The 18,110-nt window shown below is 64.8% G+C and carries 15 protein-coding genes; 5 read left to right on the top strand and 10 right to left on the bottom strand.

Annotation, left to right across the window (positions count from 1 at the left end):
• Together VD972_RS08075 and acpS are read left to right on the top strand one after the other, a co-directional pair.
• The coding region (locus VD972_RS08075) for a hypothetical protein (protein WP_324983274.1) at positions 1-1,302 on the top strand (1,302 nt) is incomplete at its 5' end.
• Between the two features lie 121 nt (positions 1,303-1,423).
• Positions 1,424-1,813, top strand: coding sequence for a holo-ACP synthase (acpS, locus tag VD972_RS08070; protein WP_324983271.1), 390 nt, complete (start codon positions 1,424-1,426; stop codon positions 1,811-1,813).
• A 10-nt stretch (positions 1,814-1,823) separates the two neighbouring features.
• Here the strand turns inward: acpS and VD972_RS08065 are convergent, their stop codons facing one another.
• The 6 genes from VD972_RS08065 to VD972_RS08040 are packed head-to-tail and all read right to left on the bottom strand — an operon-like array spanning position 1,824 to position 6,879.
• Positions 1,824-2,750 (bottom strand): nucleoside triphosphate pyrophosphohydrolase family protein, encoded by a 927-nt coding sequence (locus VD972_RS08065; protein ID WP_324983268.1) that lies wholly within the window; start codon positions 2,748-2,750, stop codon positions 1,824-1,826.
• A 2-nt stretch (positions 2,751-2,752) separates the two neighbouring features.
• A complete protein-coding gene (locus VD972_RS08060) occupies positions 2,753-4,510 on the bottom strand; it encodes a nucleotide kinase domain-containing protein (RefSeq protein WP_324983265.1) in 1,758 nt (585 codons plus the stop codon).
• Positions 4,511-4,525: 15 nt separating this feature from the next.
• Positions 4,526-5,413: a hypothetical protein gene (locus VD972_RS08055; RefSeq protein WP_324983262.1), complete on the bottom strand. Its 888-nt coding sequence runs from the start codon at positions 5,411-5,413 to the stop codon at positions 4,526-4,528.
• Positions 5,358-6,233 carry an ImmA/IrrE family metallo-endopeptidase gene (locus VD972_RS08050; protein WP_324983259.1) on the bottom strand — a complete coding sequence of 292 codons (876 nt, stop codon included), beginning with the start codon at positions 6,231-6,233 and terminating at the stop codon, positions 5,358-5,360. Before VD972_RS08050 ends, VD972_RS08055 begins: the two co-directional genes overlap by 56 nt.
• Entirely contained in the window at positions 6,230-6,580 is a 351-nt protein-coding gene (locus VD972_RS08045; protein WP_324983256.1) for a helix-turn-helix transcriptional regulator, read from the bottom strand. The genes VD972_RS08050 and VD972_RS08045 overlap by 4 nt, the downstream gene beginning before the upstream one ends.
• Before the next feature lie 2 nt (positions 6,581-6,582).
• Positions 6,583-6,879 carry a hypothetical protein gene (locus VD972_RS08040; RefSeq protein WP_324983253.1) on the bottom strand — a complete coding sequence of 99 codons (297 nt, stop codon included), beginning with the start codon at positions 6,877-6,879 and terminating at the stop codon, positions 6,583-6,585.
• A 465-nt stretch (positions 6,880-7,344) separates the two neighbouring features.
• Between VD972_RS08040 and VD972_RS08035 the strand changes: the two genes are divergently transcribed.
• Together VD972_RS08035 and VD972_RS08030 are read left to right on the top strand one after the other, a co-directional pair.
• Positions 7,345-9,276, top strand: a complete 1,932-nt coding sequence (locus VD972_RS08035) for a serine/threonine protein kinase (RefSeq protein ID WP_324983250.1) — start codon at positions 7,345-7,347, stop codon at positions 9,274-9,276.
• Positions 9,277-9,291: 15 nt separating this feature from the next.
• Positions 9,292-10,203 carry a DUF2381 family protein gene (locus VD972_RS08030; protein ID WP_324983247.1) on the top strand — a complete coding sequence of 304 codons (912 nt, stop codon included), beginning with the start codon at positions 9,292-9,294 and terminating at the stop codon, positions 10,201-10,203.
• 675 nt (positions 10,204-10,878) lie between these two features.
• On the opposite strand, the gene VD972_RS08025 is transcribed toward VD972_RS08030, so the two are convergent.
• The 4 genes from VD972_RS08025 to VD972_RS08010 form a co-directional block, all read right to left on the bottom strand.
• Positions 10,879-13,179: a S8 family peptidase gene (locus tag VD972_RS08025; protein WP_324983245.1), complete on the bottom strand. Its 2,301-nt coding sequence runs from the start codon at positions 13,177-13,179 to the stop codon at positions 10,879-10,881.
• 219 nt (positions 13,180-13,398) lie between these two features.
• Complete coding sequence (locus VD972_RS08020) at positions 13,399-14,385, bottom strand: ATP-binding protein (protein ID WP_324983242.1); 987 nt, start codon at positions 14,383-14,385, stop codon at positions 13,399-13,401.
• A gap of 183 nt (positions 14,386-14,568) precedes the next feature.
• Positions 14,569-15,141, bottom strand: coding sequence for a type 1 glutamine amidotransferase domain-containing protein (locus tag VD972_RS08015; protein ID WP_324983239.1), 573 nt, complete (start codon positions 15,139-15,141; stop codon positions 14,569-14,571).
• Between the two features lie 140 nt (positions 15,142-15,281).
• Positions 15,282-16,955 (bottom strand): DUF255 domain-containing protein, encoded by a 1,674-nt coding sequence (locus VD972_RS08010; RefSeq protein WP_324983236.1) that lies wholly within the window; start codon positions 16,953-16,955, stop codon positions 15,282-15,284.
• 96 nt (positions 16,956-17,051) lie between these two features.
• Between VD972_RS08010 and VD972_RS08005 the strand changes: the two genes are divergently transcribed.
• A partial coding sequence (locus VD972_RS08005; RefSeq protein ID WP_324983233.1) for a PQQ-dependent sugar dehydrogenase occupies positions 17,052-18,110 on the top strand: 1,059 nt, incomplete at its 3' end.

Genomic DNA, 18,110 nt, shown 5'->3' with positions numbered 1-18,110 from the left:
CATGGCCGCCTCGACACTCTCTGGCGTCCGGAGCCAAGCGACAAAGCTCGTATTCTGATTGTTGGCGGAGGAAGTTCTGGCGTTGTCCGTCCCATGCGAGCCCCCCAACCCCTGTCCTACAACATCCTGTCAGCAGAGCCTTGCGTGGGAGCCTGGACGATCCGAGTCTCGACCCGCCAGCTTCCCGAAAGCATGGAACCGGGCATCAAGCCGTCGGAGTACCACTCCTACTCTGCGGTCGTGGGCCAACGCCCCACTAGCGCACCATTCATTTTCCACGGCGACAGGACCGATAACTGCCACCGCGCCATCGCACATCTGGCCTCTAGAAAAGGGGACATCCTTCGCAATTTCATCTCCATCGTCGAGTCACCTGAATACAGCCATCCATCTACTGCCAAGGTGGGCCAACGAATGGCGGATATGGACGATGTGGAGAAGTCATTCAAGGCGCTCCACCCAGAATGGGAACCAACCCAGCGGGAGCCCAACCTTGCGTGGCGTCCCCACGCGGACGTCCACACTCACGGCTACAAATTCCAGCATGGGCCACTGATGTTCGGCTTGCCTCTCTCCAAAAGGGCCCCGGATGCCTTAGGCCCAGTCCAGCGCGCCCTAGCCAGCTTGGATGGAAATAGCCGCTCACGCGCGTATGTTCCGGTAGCCCATGTCGATCTCACTAGTCCTGACGCACACGAACTCCTCACTGGGCTGACCGGCATCCAGTTCATCGAGGACGAGAAGGAGCCTTTCCTGGACCTCGTCGCCACCTTCCGAAAGCTGGAGCTTTCCTTTTGGTGGGCAGTCAACATGTATGAGTGCTGCAAGCTGCTCCAATGGGCGGCGACCCAGCGCCGTAATAAGAAGCCGCGCCGCATCACCTTTTTCGCAGCCTTGGCTGAGTGGAAGCCCATTCCCGAAATCCCTTCCATCGCCGAGTTCGACACCCTGGGCTTGGAGGGACTTACCCGAATCGCCTTCCAGGTCAGCACCCGCGATATCTCCGCTAAGGCGAAGCTCGCGAGATTGCTGCAAGAGAAGGCCGACTACACCAACGATATCAACATCGACCATTCCGGCATCCGCACGCTGGTGCAAATCATTCGCGGCATTCGCGGCAGTACGACGGAGGGGTCCGCCTTCTCCTCGGTCTTTCTCGAAAAGCTCGTCGATGCGGATGTGCTTCTTGAAGATGCCCTGCAATCCCCGAACAAGCGAGGCACCTCAGGAAAGCTCACCCGCGCCAAGACGGCCCTGAATGAGGCAGCCAGTTACTTGGTTGCCGAAGGGCAGGCATCATGAGGCGTCAGCGAGCGGACTGGAGTCGGCAGTAAGGGCCTGCCGTAACAGCCGCACAGGGACGAACTCTTCCTCTATGCACAGCCGCGCAGCGTGTATTGCACCGCCCCGGATCGAGAGCCCCATGAAACTCGTCGGCCATGGCATTGATATCGTCGAGGTGTCGAGGATTCGCCAACTGCTCGCCAAGGACCGAGGGGATTTCGAGCCGGCTTGGTTCACCTCACTCGAGCAGGAGATCGCCCGGCAACGCCCGGACCTCGCGATCTTCTACGCGGGGCGCTGTGCGGCAAAGGAGGCAGTGGTCAAGGCCCTAGGGACAGGTTTCGCGAAGGGCATCGCACCGACTGACATTGAGGTACAGGCTCAAGACTCAGGAGCCCCTCTCGTTGTTCTCTCGGGTGATGCTCTTGCCATGGCGAACCAACTTGGCATCGGTCGCTGGTCGCTTAGCATCAGCCACACAGAGCAACAGGCGATCGCGACCGCAATCGCCCTCCAAGATGACGGCTGAAGGAGACTGATCACGTGGGCGAGTCAGGATTGAAGGTGACGGACGCGGCATCCAGATCGACCAGGATCCTGCCACCGTTGTGGTCCCGGATCTGACGCCACACGTCGAATCCCATCAGGATCGCCTTCTCCCAGTCTCCGGCGGAGCACCGTGAGACCTCCAAGTGGGCGGTCATCATTTTGATCGTCCGGAGAAGATCAGACCGAACCCCCTTGGCGCCCATCAAGAAGTCGTTCTCCGCGGCGTAGCCGAAGATCATCGCGGAGATTCCCTCCTCCAATGCCGCAGCTCGTGCGCCGTCCTCGACCTCATCGACCAGCGCGTTAGCCTTGCGCTTGCGACCGAGAAGCCTCCCGCTCCTGAGAACTGGCGACCAGCCGAGGACCGCCGCGTAGACGAAGTGGAAGATGTCGTGGAAGCGGTAGCCGTCATCCGTGTAGGTGTTGTCCTTCAAATCATCACCAACCTGCTTCCCGTCGATGAGCACCTGGATCCGCGGCCTGCCCTGTGCGTCGACGGGCCGGATCACAACCTCCATCTTCCGAGGAAGCCGCTGCTCGGGCGGGTACCCCTCGTCGAACGCGTAACTGCCGTTCAGGAGTGCCAGTTGGTTTCCGCCATGCTCGTCCCAACGATTGCGGCACTTGGCTAGGTTGTCCCTGGCAATCTTGTCTAGGTCGAGACCAAGCTTGCTCGCGACGTTCGACAGGTACCAGAGCAGGTCTCCAAGCTCCTCTCCGATACGCTCGTTAAAGAGCTTGTAGGACGCGCCGTCGCGCAGGTACTTCTTGTATTCACTGAGTAGCTCGCCGGCCTCTCCAGCGAGCCCGAGCAGCGGCATCATAATCTCCGGCCCAGTGGGAGGATCGCCGCTCGTCTTGTCGGTCGGCATCTGATCAGTGCGCGAAGCTGATAGCTGGTATTCACGGAAGTCCATCGTTAGCTCCTCTCTACTTGATGTGCCGAGGTGCCGCTCGCAGTGTGGATGGTGGGACCGGCGCCCGTGTCACCGGCGAGAGACTCGTTGATCTTCCACTTAGGGGGGTACCAGAGCGTCAGGGGCGCTTGGTGCGGCGTGAACCGCTGCTTGATTCGGGTTCTTCCTGAAACCCCCACGATCTCTGGGTGATGCACACGGGCGTATTTATCGACCTCGCAGAAGAGGTTCTGGCAGTCGATGAGTTGGAGGCGTCGCCCCCAAAGCGACTGGAATTTTAGCTCTAGTCGGTCAAACTCCTGCTCCTGACGGTCCGCGATGAACTTGATGATCTCGGACTCGTTCAACCCGCCAAGGTCTGTGAAGCACTTGCGAATGCCGTCAAGCGCACCAGGCCCCGGAACCACAAACTCCATCTCGCTAAAGTCGGTCAGCTCGCTGTAATTGATGTCCGTGATGTACTGATAGGCTAGGAAGTTGCCAATGGTAGGATACGCCCTCAAGAGAGCAAATCCGGCTTGCATGGTGCGTGCGTCGGTTAGGCGCTGAGGCAGGTCGCCTGCGATCATGCGCTCAATGAGTTGCAGGTGGTTGCGGTGCTTCTTTGCATGCCCGAGCGAACTGCTACCCGAAGGCATGATGTAAGCGGCAGAGTAGATCCTCTTACCCTCCGATTGAGCATCCGTGAGGATCTTGTCGAAGCGGGCGAACGAGTAGTTCTCGAGCGTGATCGCTCCGACACGCCTCTCCAACAACTCCCATGTCTCGATCTTATTGAAGATCTTGAAAAGGATGATCCGGAAGAATACCTCAGGGGCAGTTTCTGAAAGATCATCACGGTAGATCACGCGGCGGATAAGGTACTGACTCACCCGGTCGGACGCGCGATAGGCGTTCGTGAACTTGTGCTCGGTCAGGATCCTGTCGCTGGTCCACGGAGGGAGTTCTCTGCGGAACCTCTTGAAAAAGATGTTCTGGCGCTCGACGGCGAAGCGCCAATAGGTGTCATACGCGGCGGTCGGCTTAACGGGGTGGAGGTGTACGTAAGTCGTCGGCGCAACTCTCACCGGCCGTTGAGGCGCAGCGAAGCCGATGCTGAGTTGGGCCGCCGTGGGGGTGTCCGCCGGTGCCCCCATACGTGCGGTCCCTGATTCGAGGACGTGACGGACCTCCGCAAGAGTCTTCGTAAGTGCGCCACCATTCTCGATTACCACCACCGGATAGTTCCCCCCCTCCTGCTTCGCAAGGCGGTCGTACTCGTCTCGCAACCTGAGCCACTGCGACAGCGGCTCGTCGCGGTCGATAGGGACCTCCCGGCGTAGCAGGATCATCACGTCGGGGAGGACTGATCCCCAGAGGAGCCTCTCCACGGCGATGAGCGCCTCAAGGACCTTCCGGTCCATCCCGACGACGGTCCCGTAGACCAGAGTGGACCACCAGAAGCGATCAAGGATGACGGTCGTCCCCTGCCGCAGGGTCGGGACGATCCGGCGCTCGATCACATCTAGATGCGCCGCAATATGCAGGGTCTCATTGGCGGCAGCGGTCATGCTGCGAAGCCCAAAGCGTGCGGCATCGTGATGGATCTCGTAGACCAGGTGGCCGAGCGTTCCGGTTTCTCTGCCTGGAAACACTACGAGTTCTGCCCGGTGGCCTCGGGCGCTAAGATCGCGGACGAGTTCCGCGGAGATGGTAGACTTGCCGACTCCATCGGGTCCTTCGAGAACGATGAGCCGACCCGCAGGCGTGTTCCTGGACATGATGATTATCTGGTCTCAGGTCGTGGTCTGCGTGTCCGCAGCCACGACGAGGTTCTGTGCGACGGTCTTGAGTGCCACCCACGTCGATTCGTTGTGCGGTGGCCGCTCGTCCATCTTCTCGATCCCTGCAAAGCAGGTCATGCGCTCGAAGGTTAGACCGGCCTCGTGGGCGACGAATTCTCCGAGGCGGCAGAGCCCGAGGAAGTTTCCGTAGGCGCGCTCGAATGCCTGCTGGGTGGCGTAAAAGGCGTTCAGCATAAGCGTCTTCGCTGCGAAGTCCGGCACGAAGCTCACATGCTGGAGGCACGGAAAGCCAAGTTGGGCGGAACGGGTATGGTCACGCAGCGGGTCGAAGATGGACGCCTGGAACATCGACCGCCGCTTGCCGGAACGGCAGTTCTCGATGATGAATTCGAGCTGGTTGCCGTCCGCTGGTACGACGCTCGGCGGCACGTAGGGAAGCCGCTCCCCGGTCTTGGGGTCGGTGTGAAAGGCGATGAGCCGTGCGAAGTAGAGCCCACGATTGTTCTTGCTGGACGCCATCGCAACGTAGCTAGGCAGGTTCTCGAGATACGCCGCGTAGAGATCCTTCCGGTCGCCCTTGGCCATCTGCCAGAGAGACTGCGGGAAGATGGTGTTCGCGACGGTGTGAACGGGCTGAAGCCCGTTCGTTTCCAGGCAAGTGTCTAGCGCCTTTCGGAGCGTCTCATCCTCCACAGGCTCGCCGTCCTTGAACCTCGTGACGCTCACGACGAGCGGCGCGATCTCCGCGTCCGACCGCACGGTGAGCCGCAGGAACATACGGGCCCATGCGACCGAGAGATTGGTATCCTTGATGACAGGTGGATTATTCATCATCGCCCTCTTCCTCCTCGACGTGTCGATATCTAGCGAGTCCCTCATACTGAAAGCGCGCGATCCTAACGATGATGGCCCATGCACTGTTCGGGTCATGAACCCGGACCAGACTTGGCTTCCCAGCCTGGAAAAGGCGTCCTCCGGGAAGATCTTCGAGAAGGCCCAAACTCGGGCTGTCGGCGACGACGCCGGCTGGTAGGAGGATCTGTGTCCCAACCTCCGCATCTAGCGTCGGACGCCGGAAGTCTCTGTCGGCGACAATGAGCGGTCGGTCCGATGGGTGCCCCAGGATCGACCGGCGAATGGTAGGAAGCTTCATCCTTCCCAATTCCTGGACCCGGATCGGGGAGATTTCGTTGATGCTGTAGCCCAGGTGGTTTGCCAGCGCCTCGTAGCCGACTCCAAAGTTGCAGGCTACCGTGAAGACCTGCTCCGGCGATGCTGCCCTAATATTCCAGCCGCGTACGCGAAACGCGTTGCGCACGCCCACCTGCGGCATCAGAAGAAAGCCCGAGAATGCATCCACCAAGAATTCATCAGGCTTGAATACTGGGTTGGCTTCATCCTCCTTCCTTAGCTCGTCGATGGCGGACCCATGCCCGAAGACATGGTGGCCTACCTCATGGCCGCAGGTGAACGCTCGCCGACCTAACGGTCGCAGTGACGACAAGTAGATCTGCGGACGCACGCCCGCGATATAAGTTCCCTCCATGCTCGCGAGCGCGGCAAACTGCACGCGGATCTTCATCTTCTCGCACAGTTCGTAGACGCAGATGGGGCTCTCGTCATCGAAGTCCGCTGTCTCCCGAACCTCCAGCGCCTTCTCGAGCGCTCTTTTCGCGAGTTCGCGGCGTTGCGCACTCACCGCTTCTTCTCCGATTGCCGTGTGGCGGCCAGCAGCGTGAATAGCCGCTCCTGATCCTCGGGCTTCAGCTTACTTAGCTCACGCGCAGCGAGCTGAATCTTGTCGTGGTGGGGGTCGAGCCGCTCCGCCCCTTCACCCATGAGCCAAGCAACGGGCACCTCGTAAATCTCGGCCATGCGCCCAAGTTCCTCGGCAGACACGTTGCGATTCCCGGCCTCAGCCTCCGAGATCGAAGGGCGGTGGAGTCCGAGCATCTTGGCGACCTGCCCCTGGGAGAGACCGGACATCTCGCGGGCCGCGCGGATACGGCTGGCGATGATCATCTTTCTGCTGTCGTTCGACCCCATGGTCAGGCCGCCTTCGCGCTGAAGCGCTGGAAGAACTCGCCGGCGATCTCCGCGATCGTGAGCCGCCGCCGACCGCCCTGGGTAACATAGAGGTTCGGGACACGGTAGTCCGCCGGCAGCGTGACTCCGAGTTTACGTGCCACCCTTCGGAACACGACCGGGATGAGCAGGCTGTCGAATCCAGGCAGGTCCAGCAACGGGCATGTGCTGGCCTGGACCGTCGCAGAGGCGAATCCTCCGCTCGTCTGAATGTCCTGGTGGACCTGGATCAAAGTGCTCTCGATGTGGGTGATGTCCATGAGTCGAGCCTCTCCTTACACGTGGTAAGATAATCTTACCAGACGGGCCGCACCGAGGCCCTCTTACGGGTCGTAAGATAACCTTACCAGCCTGGCTGCGCAAGCCCCTTCGTCCTCAAGACGCATAGGCCAACTGGAAAACGTGTTGCGGGCGGTGGACGGGTGCACAGAGTCAGAGGCGGACCGCTCACAGGTGCCATAAGGGCCGCACCGGAGCGCCGTCCGGCACACGCGTGTGGAAGCGCGGCGTTACCTGAAGCGCGAATCCGAAAACCGGGACGAACGAAACGGTCCTGACCTGCCCACCGCAGAAGCCATGCCGCCACGCCTTCCGACGCTGCAGGACCCCCTACGTTCTCCCCAGACCGGTAAGCGGAGTGGATTCCTGGCCACAGAGGCGCAGCCCACGGTGGGAACGTAGCAGGTAGGGTGGTAGCGTGAGGACCCATGAGGAGGGGTGCTGCCATGGGCCTGCTGCACAATCTGCTGCGGAGAGCCCACCCCGCGCAGCCGGTGTCTGCCAGCGCGCTGCCTCAAGGCGCCAGGGTGGGTCCCTGGCGGGTGGTGCGCAGGCTGGGTGCGGGGGGAGCCGGGGTGGTGTACTTGGTCAGCCGCTGGGGCCGGCTCCACGCGCTCAAGCTGGCCACGCGCCCTGGTGACAAGCGCCTGCTGCGAGAGGGGCGCTTGCTGCGGCGGGTAAAGCACCGGGCGCTGGTGAAGTTCCACGGCCAGGGCTGGTGGCTGGGGCGCCGCACGGGCTTCCCCTATCTGGTGATGGAGTACGTGGAGGGGCTGCCGCTGTACTCCTGGGCGTGCGGCACCAACCCTACCCCGCGGCAGCTGGCCGGACTGCTGGCGCAGGCAGCTGGAGCGCTGGCGGCGCTGCACCGCGAGCACGCCCTGCATCGCGATGTGAAAGGCGCCAACACGCTGGTGCGCCCCGGGGGCCAGGAGCTGGTGCTGATGGATCTGGGCGCGGGCGGCTACGAGGGGGCCACTCCGCTGACCAGTCACGTGCTGCCGCCGGTGACGGAGGTGTACCTGAGCCCGGAGGCCATGGCCTTCGCTCAAGCCCATGTGGCTCAGGCGGGCGCGCGCTACCAGGCCCGGCCCACGGATGATCTCTACGCGCTGGGGGTGATGGCCTACCGGGTGCTGGTAGACGAGTACCCCTTCCCGGTGCACCTGCCGAGGGACATGTACTGGGCGGCGGTGCAGTCCAGGCCCGCGCCCCAGGTGCGCGAGCGCAACCCACGGGTGCCCGAGGCGCTCGCAGCCATCGTGCAGCGGCTGCTGGCCTCGAGGCCGGAGGAGCGTCACACCGACGCTCAGGAGCTGGCGGAGGCGCTGCTCCAGGCGCGGGAGGCAGGAGGAGCAGAGTGGGAGTTACCCGTGTTCGAGTGGTACCCAGAGCCCGGGCCCGCATCGCGCACCACCCGGAGCGGAGCGCCTGCCGGTCCGGTGGCGCCAGGGCAGGAGGCGGCGCTGAGTCTGGCCCGGGCGGAGCACCGCGAGCAGCAGGAGTGGATGCGGCTGCAGCGCCAGGTGCGGCGGCGTCTCCCAGGCATGGAGCAACAGCAGGAGGACAGCCCGGCGCCAGCCGCCCCCACTCCCACAGCTCGCGGCGCTGGCTGGCGTGGGTGGGTGGGGGCCGCGCTGGCCGTGGCCATGCTCGGAGCCTTCGTGCTGGGGACCACCCTGGAGGCAGTGCCAGCAAGCCCTACCCTACACGTAGGAAAGCCTGACCAGGAAGTAGCGGGAGCGGAGTTGTCACCAGATGCTGACCCTGGCGCGGTGGCCTTGGACTCCGAGGCCTCTACCTCCGTGCCCGCCGCTCCAGTGGCGCAGCCTCAGGAAGACCCTCGCGTGAACCCGCCCACCCCGTCTGCTCCCCCCTCCCCTCAAGCACTGCCCAAGCCCAAGCGGACCCGCCTCGCCAAGACACTCCCCTTGTGCATGGGGCTGGCTTGCTCTGGCAGCACGCAAGCCCTGAACCCCGTACCCGCGGCGGAGGAGTGTCCTCGCGGCGCCGTCCAGACCATGAAGGACCTGGGCATCCGGATAGGCGGTATCTCGGGTATCGTCGCATTCGCCGTACACTTGAGTGCGCAACCCCTCCCCGTGAATGAGGGGCCCTTCACGCTGTCCCTTCGGGAAAGCTTCGGTGATCTGGCCCCCACGACAGAGGTCCATGGACGGCTCCTCTTCGGGGCCGATCGCATCTACGGCCGCTTCACCGTGGCGCGGGTCCCCGATGGCCAGACGTTCCCGGTGTGCCTGGATTTGTATGATGACTTCGAGAGCAAGCGCGGGTTCGCGAAGTGGCCTGGCTCCACGGAGGACCGCGTGCTGATGGTCTCCACCGTGCAGTTGATGGCCGTGGACCGCTTCAAGTGAAGGGAGGTTGCGCCTGTGTCCGCCCCTCTCCTTCTGGTACTCGCGCTCCTGGCAGGAGCGGATGCCGTCGTGCACCCCAAGCCCCTCGCTTGCGCACGGGGAGTGCAGCGCGTCGAGCTGAGACCCGAGCCACTGGGCAAGGTGCCCGAGGTGTGCCTCTCTCCGAGGCTCGCCACGGTGTTCAGCTTCGACGCGGAGCTTGAGCCAGGCTCCTTGTTGCTGGAGGGCGCGGACCGCTTCGCCACGATCGAGCCAGGGGGTACCCTGCTGAAGCTGGTGCCTTCGGAGAAGCTGCTTGCAGGGGAGCGGCTCCGGTTGGTGCTGCGCATCAAGGATGGGGCAGTCCCGGCCAGCGCGGTGTTCTGGCTGGTGGTGGACCCTGACAGCGCCGGGAGCCTGGTGCAGGTGTACCGCCACCCGCGCTCGGTGGAGTCCCTTCTGCAGAAAGTGGAAGAGCAGGACACCCTGCTCCGGCAATGCTGGGAAGAAAACTCGCGCCTGCGCGCCCAGGAGCCGGTAGTCGAGGGGCTCATGGCCCTGTTGGAAGAGGGGCTGCTGAACCTAAGAGGCGTCGCCACCCACAACCTCACTGCAAAGGCCTCGCTCGCGCAGCCAAGCGCGCACAGACTGCGCCTCCTCCACAGCTATCTCTCAAGTGGGCGCGTGGCTGTGGAGCTGGGACTGGAGCCGATCCAGCCTGAGCGTGAGTGGACGGCCGCGGGCGCTGAGTTGATAGGCCCGGAGCGCCAGGGGCTGCGAGTGCTCCGGCTGCGGCAGCGGGAGTTACTGCGTCACGGCACCGTGAGGCAGCGGATCCTAATCGAGGCGGAGGCCTCGCCGGAGCAGGCCCAGGGCTCCTTCACCCTCAGACTGTGGGGCGCGGACGGCACCGGTGAGGTGCTCATCCACGGGGTGACGTTCCCGTAGCCCTCACGTGCTGGCGGCTGACCTCGTCATCGGCCGGGGGGCAGTCCTCGGGGCCCTGCATCGAGTGAGGAGGGCGGCGGTCCTGGCTCGAATGGCCCCTCGGGTTCCCCATCTACGACACGCCGCAGGATCCGGCCATCTGTGCTGATGGCGTACTTCGCGCCCGAGTCCAACGAGATGTAGCCCCCTCCGCAGAATGCGGAATCTTCGTCGATCCGGACAAAGATGATGTTGCCTTGGCGAATGACCGGTATCGATGCGCCTCTTGCCGGTCCCAGCAGGGACGCTCCTTAGCACTCGGGGGAAGAAAGTCATTCGCGGCAAGCATGATGGCTTGGAGCACGACACCCTCCAACTCGAACGGTACGCCCTGAGGGTCCAGCTCGGCTGCCGTCTGCTCGAAGAACTGAGGAAAGACGATCGAGCGGTCATTCTCGACCGGCACCGGGCGAGGGCCTGGGCGCTGAACGCAACCGGAAAGTGCACAGCCCAGTACAAGTGGCAGGATTCTTGTCCTCATCAGACACCCTTCACGGCAATGACAGGAGCGCAATCAATTCGAGCCTGTTCTCTCCTCGCGCGAACGAGAGGATGCTCGGCGTATCGAGGCCGGCGAAGGCGAACCCCCGGTCGAGGACGGACGGTTCCATGAGTGCAAGCTTGAGTGTCTAGCTCCTATGTCTCGACGGGAACAGGGATGCCGACCTCGGTCGCTACTGGGGTCCACACGTCCACGTCCTCCTCAGAGGTCTCGATCGAGACGATAAGCGAGTAGCGGGCCCCGAGTGCGCTTCTGTCTCGACGTGGCTGCTCCTTCCACCAACCAGCGACGGGGAAGATGCCAATGCAGCTGCGGTGCGCCAACTCTGCCGCCGTTCCCTCCCAGATGTTGGAGTGAAGGGAGCCCTTCGTCTGGGCAGCCGCGCCAAAGGTCCAGCCCTTGCTGTCCTCGGAAGTCGGCTTCTTCTCGCCCTCCTCCAGCGCAAGGTGGTTGAGCCGCTTCCGGAACTCGGGGACAGAGAGTTCCAACGGCTTGAGCTTGAAACGAAGCCCATGCGAGGCATAGCTATACCGCCGCTTCCACCCCAGCCGAGACGGGTTCGGCTCAACGAAGTATGAGAGCGTCACGCGGAGGCGCACCGACACCTCGCCAAGGCCCTCGAGCACCTCTGTCGGCCAGGGGAGTTCGTGCAGGTGGATCTGCCCGTACTTGCCCTGCAAGAAGGGCTGGACGGAGTCCTGGACGACCAGGGTGAGCGCGTTCCTGGCGCTCCGGAGCGCTCGCTCCAGGTCCGCGACCCCGAACCCATACCGACGGAGCATCGCCTCCTTGGCGCGCGCGCTGCTCTTCGCGGAGACCTGGCTGCGCATCTTCGGCGTCCACTCAGCGGAGTGCACGATGAGTGCCCGTATCGTCTCCGGCCAGAAGCCCGGGTACTGCGCGGAGATCTCCGCAGCCATGCGAGCGGCCTGCGCGGTAGCGGCACTGGTGGCCCACGAGGCTGACAGCAGCCGCTCGGCGGGACGGAAGTGCGTCGTCAGCAGAGAGAGCGGATCCGCCGTCCGGAAGCGGGTGCCAGCCGCGTTGGTGGCAGTGTTTCCACCCTCAAGGACCACGTCCGGCTTGATTGGCCACGGCGGGTCAAACGTGACCGACGTCGAGCTAAAGGGTGAGAGCTCACCCACAGGGGCCAGCGCGCTCCAGCCGTTCCACTGAGGATCGGTCGGATCGAGGTGGCACAGGGCGGTGCACGCGCCCACGGTCAGGGCGTTCCACGCCTGAGCAGGGTCGAAAACGGCGGTGTTGTCGCTCTGGGTGAGGTGGTTCTTCTCGAACTCCTCGATGTTACCCGCGCTGACAACGAAGAGCCTCCGCGCGTTCTCCTCTGGGCCGTCGAGGTAGATGAGCCCTTGATTTGTCTGGTCAAAGGAACGGCCCGCCGCGAGCGCGTCCATGGCCGCGGACCAAGATGTCGGCTGTCCAGCATCGCACGAGTCGACTGAGGTCACCGCCATCGAGAAGTAGCGGCGGCGGGTCGCCTGTGTCTCGGCGAGGCTTGTGCCTTGGGCGGTGATGCTGCCGTAGAGCTCCGGTTCGGTCGGGGGTTCATGGCGCGGAGGGAGGATCTTCACGGACTCCAGCCGGTGCCTGAGCACCACTGGGGCACTCGACTGAAGCAGCGGGTTCAAGTCGCCGTAGAGCGCAAGGCCAGCTATCTCGGTGCCGTGCCCATCGTGGTCGCCCTTCTGCCAACTGGGATCGACGGTGTGCATGTCGGCCGATGCGAGGGCTCCCTCTAGCAAGGGGTGGCCTCGCGTCACGCCAGTGTCGAGGATGCACACTGCGGGTGCGCCACCATCAGGGCCGCTGGTGCGCTGCTTGAGTTCCTGCACCCAGTCGGCCTGCTGAGGGACGTCCATCTTCAGGAAGGTGGCTGCGGTCTCCGCGGCATGTCGCACCTCAGCCAGATCGTTGAGGACGTCAAGCGAGGTGCTCAGCTGCTCCTGCGTGCCGAAGAGCAGGGTCACGATGCGGTCCTCGAAGGCAAGCCGCCTCGCGCCGAGCCGCATGTTCGTCTTTGCGGCGAACTCCTTGAGGCGCTGGAGTTCTTGACCATCATGCTTACGAAGCCATACCTCCCACCAGAGGGCGGCGCCGGCCTTGGGGTACGCTTTGGGATCGTCCGTCCAGAGCGCTCGGAGGGTCGCAAGGCGAAGGTTGGTGATGCTCTCCACGAGCGGCTTGTTCTTTGGCTCTCCCTTCTTCGTCTTCTCCGCGGCGTAGTCCTCGAAGCGGGTGACGAAGTGCTTCACCTGCCCTCGGGGGACGAAGACGGTTGCACGCTGAACCTTCGCGGTCTTTGTCACCGCGACGAGCTCGATGCCCTTCCTCTTGCTCTCGAGGCTCTCCAGTTGCAGTTCGAACTCCGGCTGACTGTCGAACTGGATGTACAGACCGGGCTCCGCGTTCGTCACCGAGAGACCAGAATCCTTGCGCCTTTCGTCCGCGAGCGCCGCTGCCTCGGCAAGCGCCGACTTCAGCGTCTGGCCGTGCTTCCGCCTATCCTTTGGGGATGGGGGGACAGGGAGGTCACGCATGTCGCGCGGGTGGGGCTTATAGCTCTCGGCGTCGGCCTTCTTGCGGACGAGGATGTGTTGTCGATCTCGGGGCGCCATTCATCGCTCTGCGGAGTGCTACCGGTGGGTCGTTTTGCGCTCGCTCAGTGCGGCGATGAGCGTCGCCGTCTGGATCACAGTCGTGTGCTCGAGGATCGCGTTCTTCGCAGCGTGCTCACACGCGCGCGCAATCTCCGCGTGACTGAGCCCATCAGCTGCATCAATCGCTGAGGTCCAGTCGACCTTCGAGGTGTCAAGCAGCGCGAGCCGAGCGCGCATGACGTGCTCCGCGACCGACCCAGCGGGCAGCACGTACTCGATGACCGTGTCAAAGCGGCGGAACAGCGCACGGTCCAGGAGTTGCGGATGGTTGGTGGCGCCCACCACGAGGCTGTCCGATTCGTCCTGCTCGAGGAACTGGAGGAAGGAGTTGAGGACTCGCCGGATCTCCCCGACGTCATTCTTCGATGCTCGCTCGCCGCCGAGCGCGTCGAACTCATCGAACAGGTAAACCGCAGGTGTCTGCTGGATGGCGTCGAAGACCAGGCGCAGCTTGGCGGCCGTTTCCCCCATGAACTTGGTGATGAGCCCGTCTAGCTGAATGGTGAAGAGGGGCAGACCCAGTTCCCCGGCGAGTACCGCCGCCGTCAGTGTCTTCCCGGTCCCCGCCGGGCCTACCAAGAGCAGCTTTCGTTGCGGGGCGAAGCCGTGCTCTTTCAGGCGCTCCGACTGGCTCTGCTCAAGAAGGACCCGGTCGATGCGCTGCCGGACCGCCTCATCGACGAAGAGGTCCGCCTTCCGAACCTTGGGGTACCCGACGGTCAGCAACCCAGCGAGCTCTCCTCGGGGTTGAACGAGCGGAACCGGTCGAATGCGAGCGACTCCCAGAGCCTCCTTTGCCTTGATCTTGGCGTCCTCGACGAGCTGCCGCAGTTCCTGAGCGAAGCGCGTATGACCGCTCCGAGCCGCCTGAGCGGCTACTTGGAGGGCGATCGAGTAGAACCGGGTCTCGTCGCCCTCTGCGTGGCTCCGAATGAGCGCCTTGACCTGGTCTGCCGTCGCCATTGTGCTGTCCGAAGCCCTTCTATCGTGAACGTCTGTCGCCTGCGTGCCGGAAAAAGGAAGCAGCGGACCTCTATTCTGCCCCGGCACGCAACTATTGTATTTTCTTGGCTGGCAAACGGGCTACGGAACCGCGAGGTCATCCAAGGGTGGATGTGCCTGTCTCCCACCATCACCCAGCGCGGCTCACTGTAGGGAGGGTTGCTCCGCCTCGACCCCGGTGCGCTCCTGCATGCGTGGGGCGATCCCCTGGTCGAGCTGCCGCAACAGCGCCTCGCAGAAGGCCTTCAGATCGCCCGGCTTGCGCGAGGTGATGAGGTTGCCGTCCTCCACCACCTCCCGATCCACCCAGTCGGCGCCAGCGTTGAGGAGGTCCGTCTTGATGGAGGGCCAGGACGTCACCGTCCGCCCTTCCACGATGTCCGCCTCGACCAGCATCCAGCCCGCGTGGCAGATGGCGGCAATGGGCTTGTCCGCCTCGAAGAACTCCTGGACCAGGTCCACCATGTCCGAGTCCAGCCGCAGGTGGTCCGGCGAATAGCCGCCGGGGATCACCAGCGCGTCGAACTCGTCCGCGGCCACGTCCTTCGCGGCCTTCTCAGCAGTAATCGTCTCCCTGCCCTTCTTGCCCTTGAGCTCCTTGCCGGCCTCGATGCCGACGATGACAGCCTCGTGGCCCGCTTGCTTCACCTGCTCGTACGGCACGCGGAACTCCGAGTCCTCGAAGTCCGAGTCAACGATGAACATGATGCGAGCCATGGTTCCTCCTGGTGGCAGCTGGAGACTCCGTCACAGTGCAAAGTGCCCACGCGCTGAGCACTGACAACCAGCGCCCCTCGGCACAACGGGCAGCGCCTCGGCCGTGCGCCCGCCCTGCCTCCATCCAGGTAGACCCCTCCTCAGCGCCTGGAAGGCCCCGGCAGTCCCGCCTGCGGAGTCCCGGTGCTTCCCTCGGGCTTGGGAGCCATGACGGGCCAAGGAACGACGCCCAGCTCGTCGGCGGCCAGGAGGTACTCGCCCACGAAGCGCCCTTGCGAGGCGATACGGAGAGCCGTGGAGATCCCCGCGAGCACCTCGCGCCCACGCTCCCGCCAGGCCAGCTCCCCCGTCAACGCGTGGAGCGCAGCAAGGAAGCGCGCGGCCCCTACGTTCTGGGCGAAGGGCCGCTCCCGCCGGGCGAAGACCCCCACCGCATCCGAGTCCGGAGTGGACTCGAAGAGCGCCCCACCCTCCGGGCCCGCGAAGTCCCGCAGGAGCCGCTCCCCCACGCTCAGGGCCGCCTCGCGGTAGCGAGCCTCCCCCGTCCGTTGCGCGAGCAGCGCAAGCGCCCGGCCGAGCGCCGCCGCGTCACCCAGGTAGCGCGAGCCAGAGCGGTGCGAGGCCTCACGCCAGACCGTCCCCCCTTCGCGCACGTGGCTGCTCAGCAGGACGTCGGCCGCCTTGCGCGCGCGGGCGAGAGGCTCGGGCTCGCCTGTCACCTCATGGAGCGCGAGCAGCGCGGCGATCGCCAGTCCGTTCTCACGGGAGTAGACGTGGGTGTCCACCCAGGGAATGCCGAGCGCGCGGCGGCCGGCCTCATCCTTCTCGTAGTACACATGGCCATCGACGAAGGGAATGCTCCGGTCATGCGAGCCCACGTCGGCATCCTGGTTCGTATAGAAGGTGCCGTCCGGTGCGCCCAGGAAGGTCTCCATATACCGCGCGAGGGCGCGAGCCTCTGTGAGCACCGAGGCTTCCTTCGTGAGCGCCCAGGCCCGCGCGTACGCCTCCAGGTTGGAGGCCTGGAACGTCATGAGCTTCTCGTAGTGCTGCGCGTTCCAGTGGCTGGCAGCCGAGTACTGGTAGACGCCACCCCACACGGGATCATGGATGGGACGCTGACGAGCCAGGGTGAAGACCACCCTATCGCGTGCCTCCCGATCCCCTCGCGCGGCGCGGCGCACCTCGAGCTCGAGGTTCTCGCCGATGGGCGCCTTCTGCCGGGAGCCCCAGCTTCCCTCCCGCTCATCGTAGGCCGCGTCCATGCGCTGGAGCGTGGAGGCAGACACCCAGGGCAGCATGGCGGGCGTGGCCGGCACATCCACCGGGAGTGAGACGGTGGCCTCCTGGCTCTCCTGCGCAAGCACCTCGACGCGCCGGAGCAGCGTGAGGAATCGATCGGGGGGGAGGTAGCCCCGGTACTTGCCCACCTCTTCGGCGTCGGGGCTCAGCAGGATGGTTGCGGGCCAGCCGTAGTCCGACCAGCGCTCGGCGAGATCCGGGCGCGCATCCACGTCCACGCGGATGGTGACGAAGCGCTCGCGCAAGAGGCGGCCGACCTCGGGATCGCGATAGGTCGTCTCGTCCATCACGTGGCACCAGTGGCACCACTCGGCGGCGCCGTCGATGAGCAGGTAGCGCCCCTCGCGCTTCGCCCGAGCGAAGGCCTCGGGCCCCCACTCCTCCCAGGTGAAGGCCTGGGCCAGCCCCCGCTCGCGAGCCCGGACGATGTCCACCTGGGGAGGAGTCCCCGGGCGGACGAGGCCTCCAGGGCCCGTGGGCGGACGGCAGGCAGCAGCCAGGAGCAACAGCATCGAGCAGAGCCGGAAATTCACGCGGTCAGAATACGGGAGAGCGGCTCGAATGGTTTCATCATGGAACGCCGCGCCCGAGCAGGCCTATGAAGGCGCATGCGCCTCCCCCACCCGGTCCTCCTGGCCGCTCTGGCCGTGCTCACCTTCACCGCGCCCGGCTGCCGCAAGAGCCAGCCCCAAGGCGGCCACTGCACCCTCGTGGAGGACAACTGGGGACCGGATGGGACGGTGCCCTTCACCGTCGAGGTCGTCGCCGAGGGGCTCCAGGTCCCCTGGGGTATCGCCTTCCTCCCGGGGGGTGACGCACTCGTCACCGAGCGGCCGGGCCGCGTGCGCCTGCTGCGGGGCGGAGTGCTGCAGGCCCAGCCCGTGGCCACCGTCCCCATCGCCAGCACCACCGAGGGCGGACTGCTGGGCATCGCCGCGCACCCGGACTTCGCCACCAACCGCCAGTTCTACCTGTACGTGACGACCGATGCGGACGGACGCGACGAGAACCGCGTGGAGCGCTGGACGCTCTCGGAGGACCACGCCTCGGCCACCTTCGAGCGGGTCATCTTCGGCGGCATCCCCTCCGCCGCCTTCCACGATGGCGGGCGGCTGCGCTTCGGGCCGGACGGGATGCTCTACGTGGGCACTGGCGACGCGCGTGACCCGGACCTCTCGCAGAGCCCGAGCAGCCCCGCGGGCAAGCTGCTGCGCCTCACCTCGGACGGGCAGGTGCCTGCGGACAACCCCTTCCCCGGCTCGCCCGCGTTCCTCCTCGGCATCCGCAACACCCAGGGCTGGGACTGGAAGGATCGCGAGACGCTCTACCTGACGGACCATGGGCCCAGCGGCGACACCCTCCGGCGCGCACATGACGAGGTCAACGTGGCCCGCGCGGGCGACAACCTGGGCTGGCCAGAGATCTACAGCTGCGAGTCGAGAGCGGGCATGGTGACACCGTCGCTCACCTTCGAGGACGCCATGCCTCCGGGGGGCGCCTCCCTCTACACCGGTGACGCCATCCCCGAGTGGAAGGGCTCGCTGCTCATCGGCACGCTGGGCTCGAGCCACCTGCACCGCGTGGTGTTCGACGCGCAGGATCCTCTCCGAGTCGCGCAGCACGAGGTGTACCTGCGCAACACCCACGGCCGCCTGCGGGACGTCCTC

This window comes from Hyalangium sp., from assembly GCF_035629615.1.
Classification (GTDB): Bacteria; Myxococcota; Myxococcia; order Myxococcales; family Myxococcaceae; genus Hyalangium.
Note: the sequence above shows the minus strand (reverse complement) of the source record. Positions and strands in the feature narration are given on the sequence as shown.

What these genes read in the sequence shown, in the direction of transcription:
- acpS (WP_324983271.1), top strand. Translation starts at nt 1,424, where the DNA reads ATGAAACTCGTCGGCCATGGCATTGATATCGTCGAGGTGTCGAGGATT.
- VD972_RS08065 (WP_324983268.1), bottom strand. Translation starts at nt 2,750, where the DNA reads ATGGACTTCCGTGAATACCAGCTATCAGCTTCGCGCACTGATCAGATG.
- VD972_RS08060 (WP_324983265.1), bottom strand. Translation starts at nt 4,510, where the DNA reads ATGTCCAGGAACACGCCTGCGGGTCGGCTCATCGTTCTCGAAGGACCC.
- VD972_RS08055 (WP_324983262.1), bottom strand. Translation starts at nt 5,413, where the DNA reads ATGAGGGACTCGCTAGATATCGACACGTCGAGGAGGAAGAGGGCGATG.
- VD972_RS08045 (WP_324983256.1), bottom strand. Translation starts at nt 6,580, where the DNA reads ATGGGGTCGAACGACAGCAGAAAGATGATCATCGCCAGCCGTATCCGC.
- VD972_RS08040 (WP_324983253.1), bottom strand. Translation starts at nt 6,879, where the DNA reads ATGGACATCACCCACATCGAGAGCACTTTGATCCAGGTCCACCAGGAC.
- VD972_RS08035 (WP_324983250.1), top strand. Translation starts at nt 7,345, where the DNA reads ATGGGCCTGCTGCACAATCTGCTGCGGAGAGCCCACCCCGCGCAGCCG.
- VD972_RS08020 (WP_324983242.1), bottom strand. Translation starts at nt 14,385, where the DNA reads ATGGCGACGGCAGACCAGGTCAAGGCGCTCATTCGGAGCCACGCAGAG.
- VD972_RS08015 (WP_324983239.1), bottom strand. Translation starts at nt 15,141, where the DNA reads ATGGCTCGCATCATGTTCATCGTTGACTCGGACTTCGAGGACTCGGAG.
- VD972_RS08010 (WP_324983236.1), bottom strand. Translation starts at nt 16,955, where the DNA reads ATGCTGTTGCTCCTGGCTGCTGCCTGCCGTCCGCCCACGGGCCCTGGA.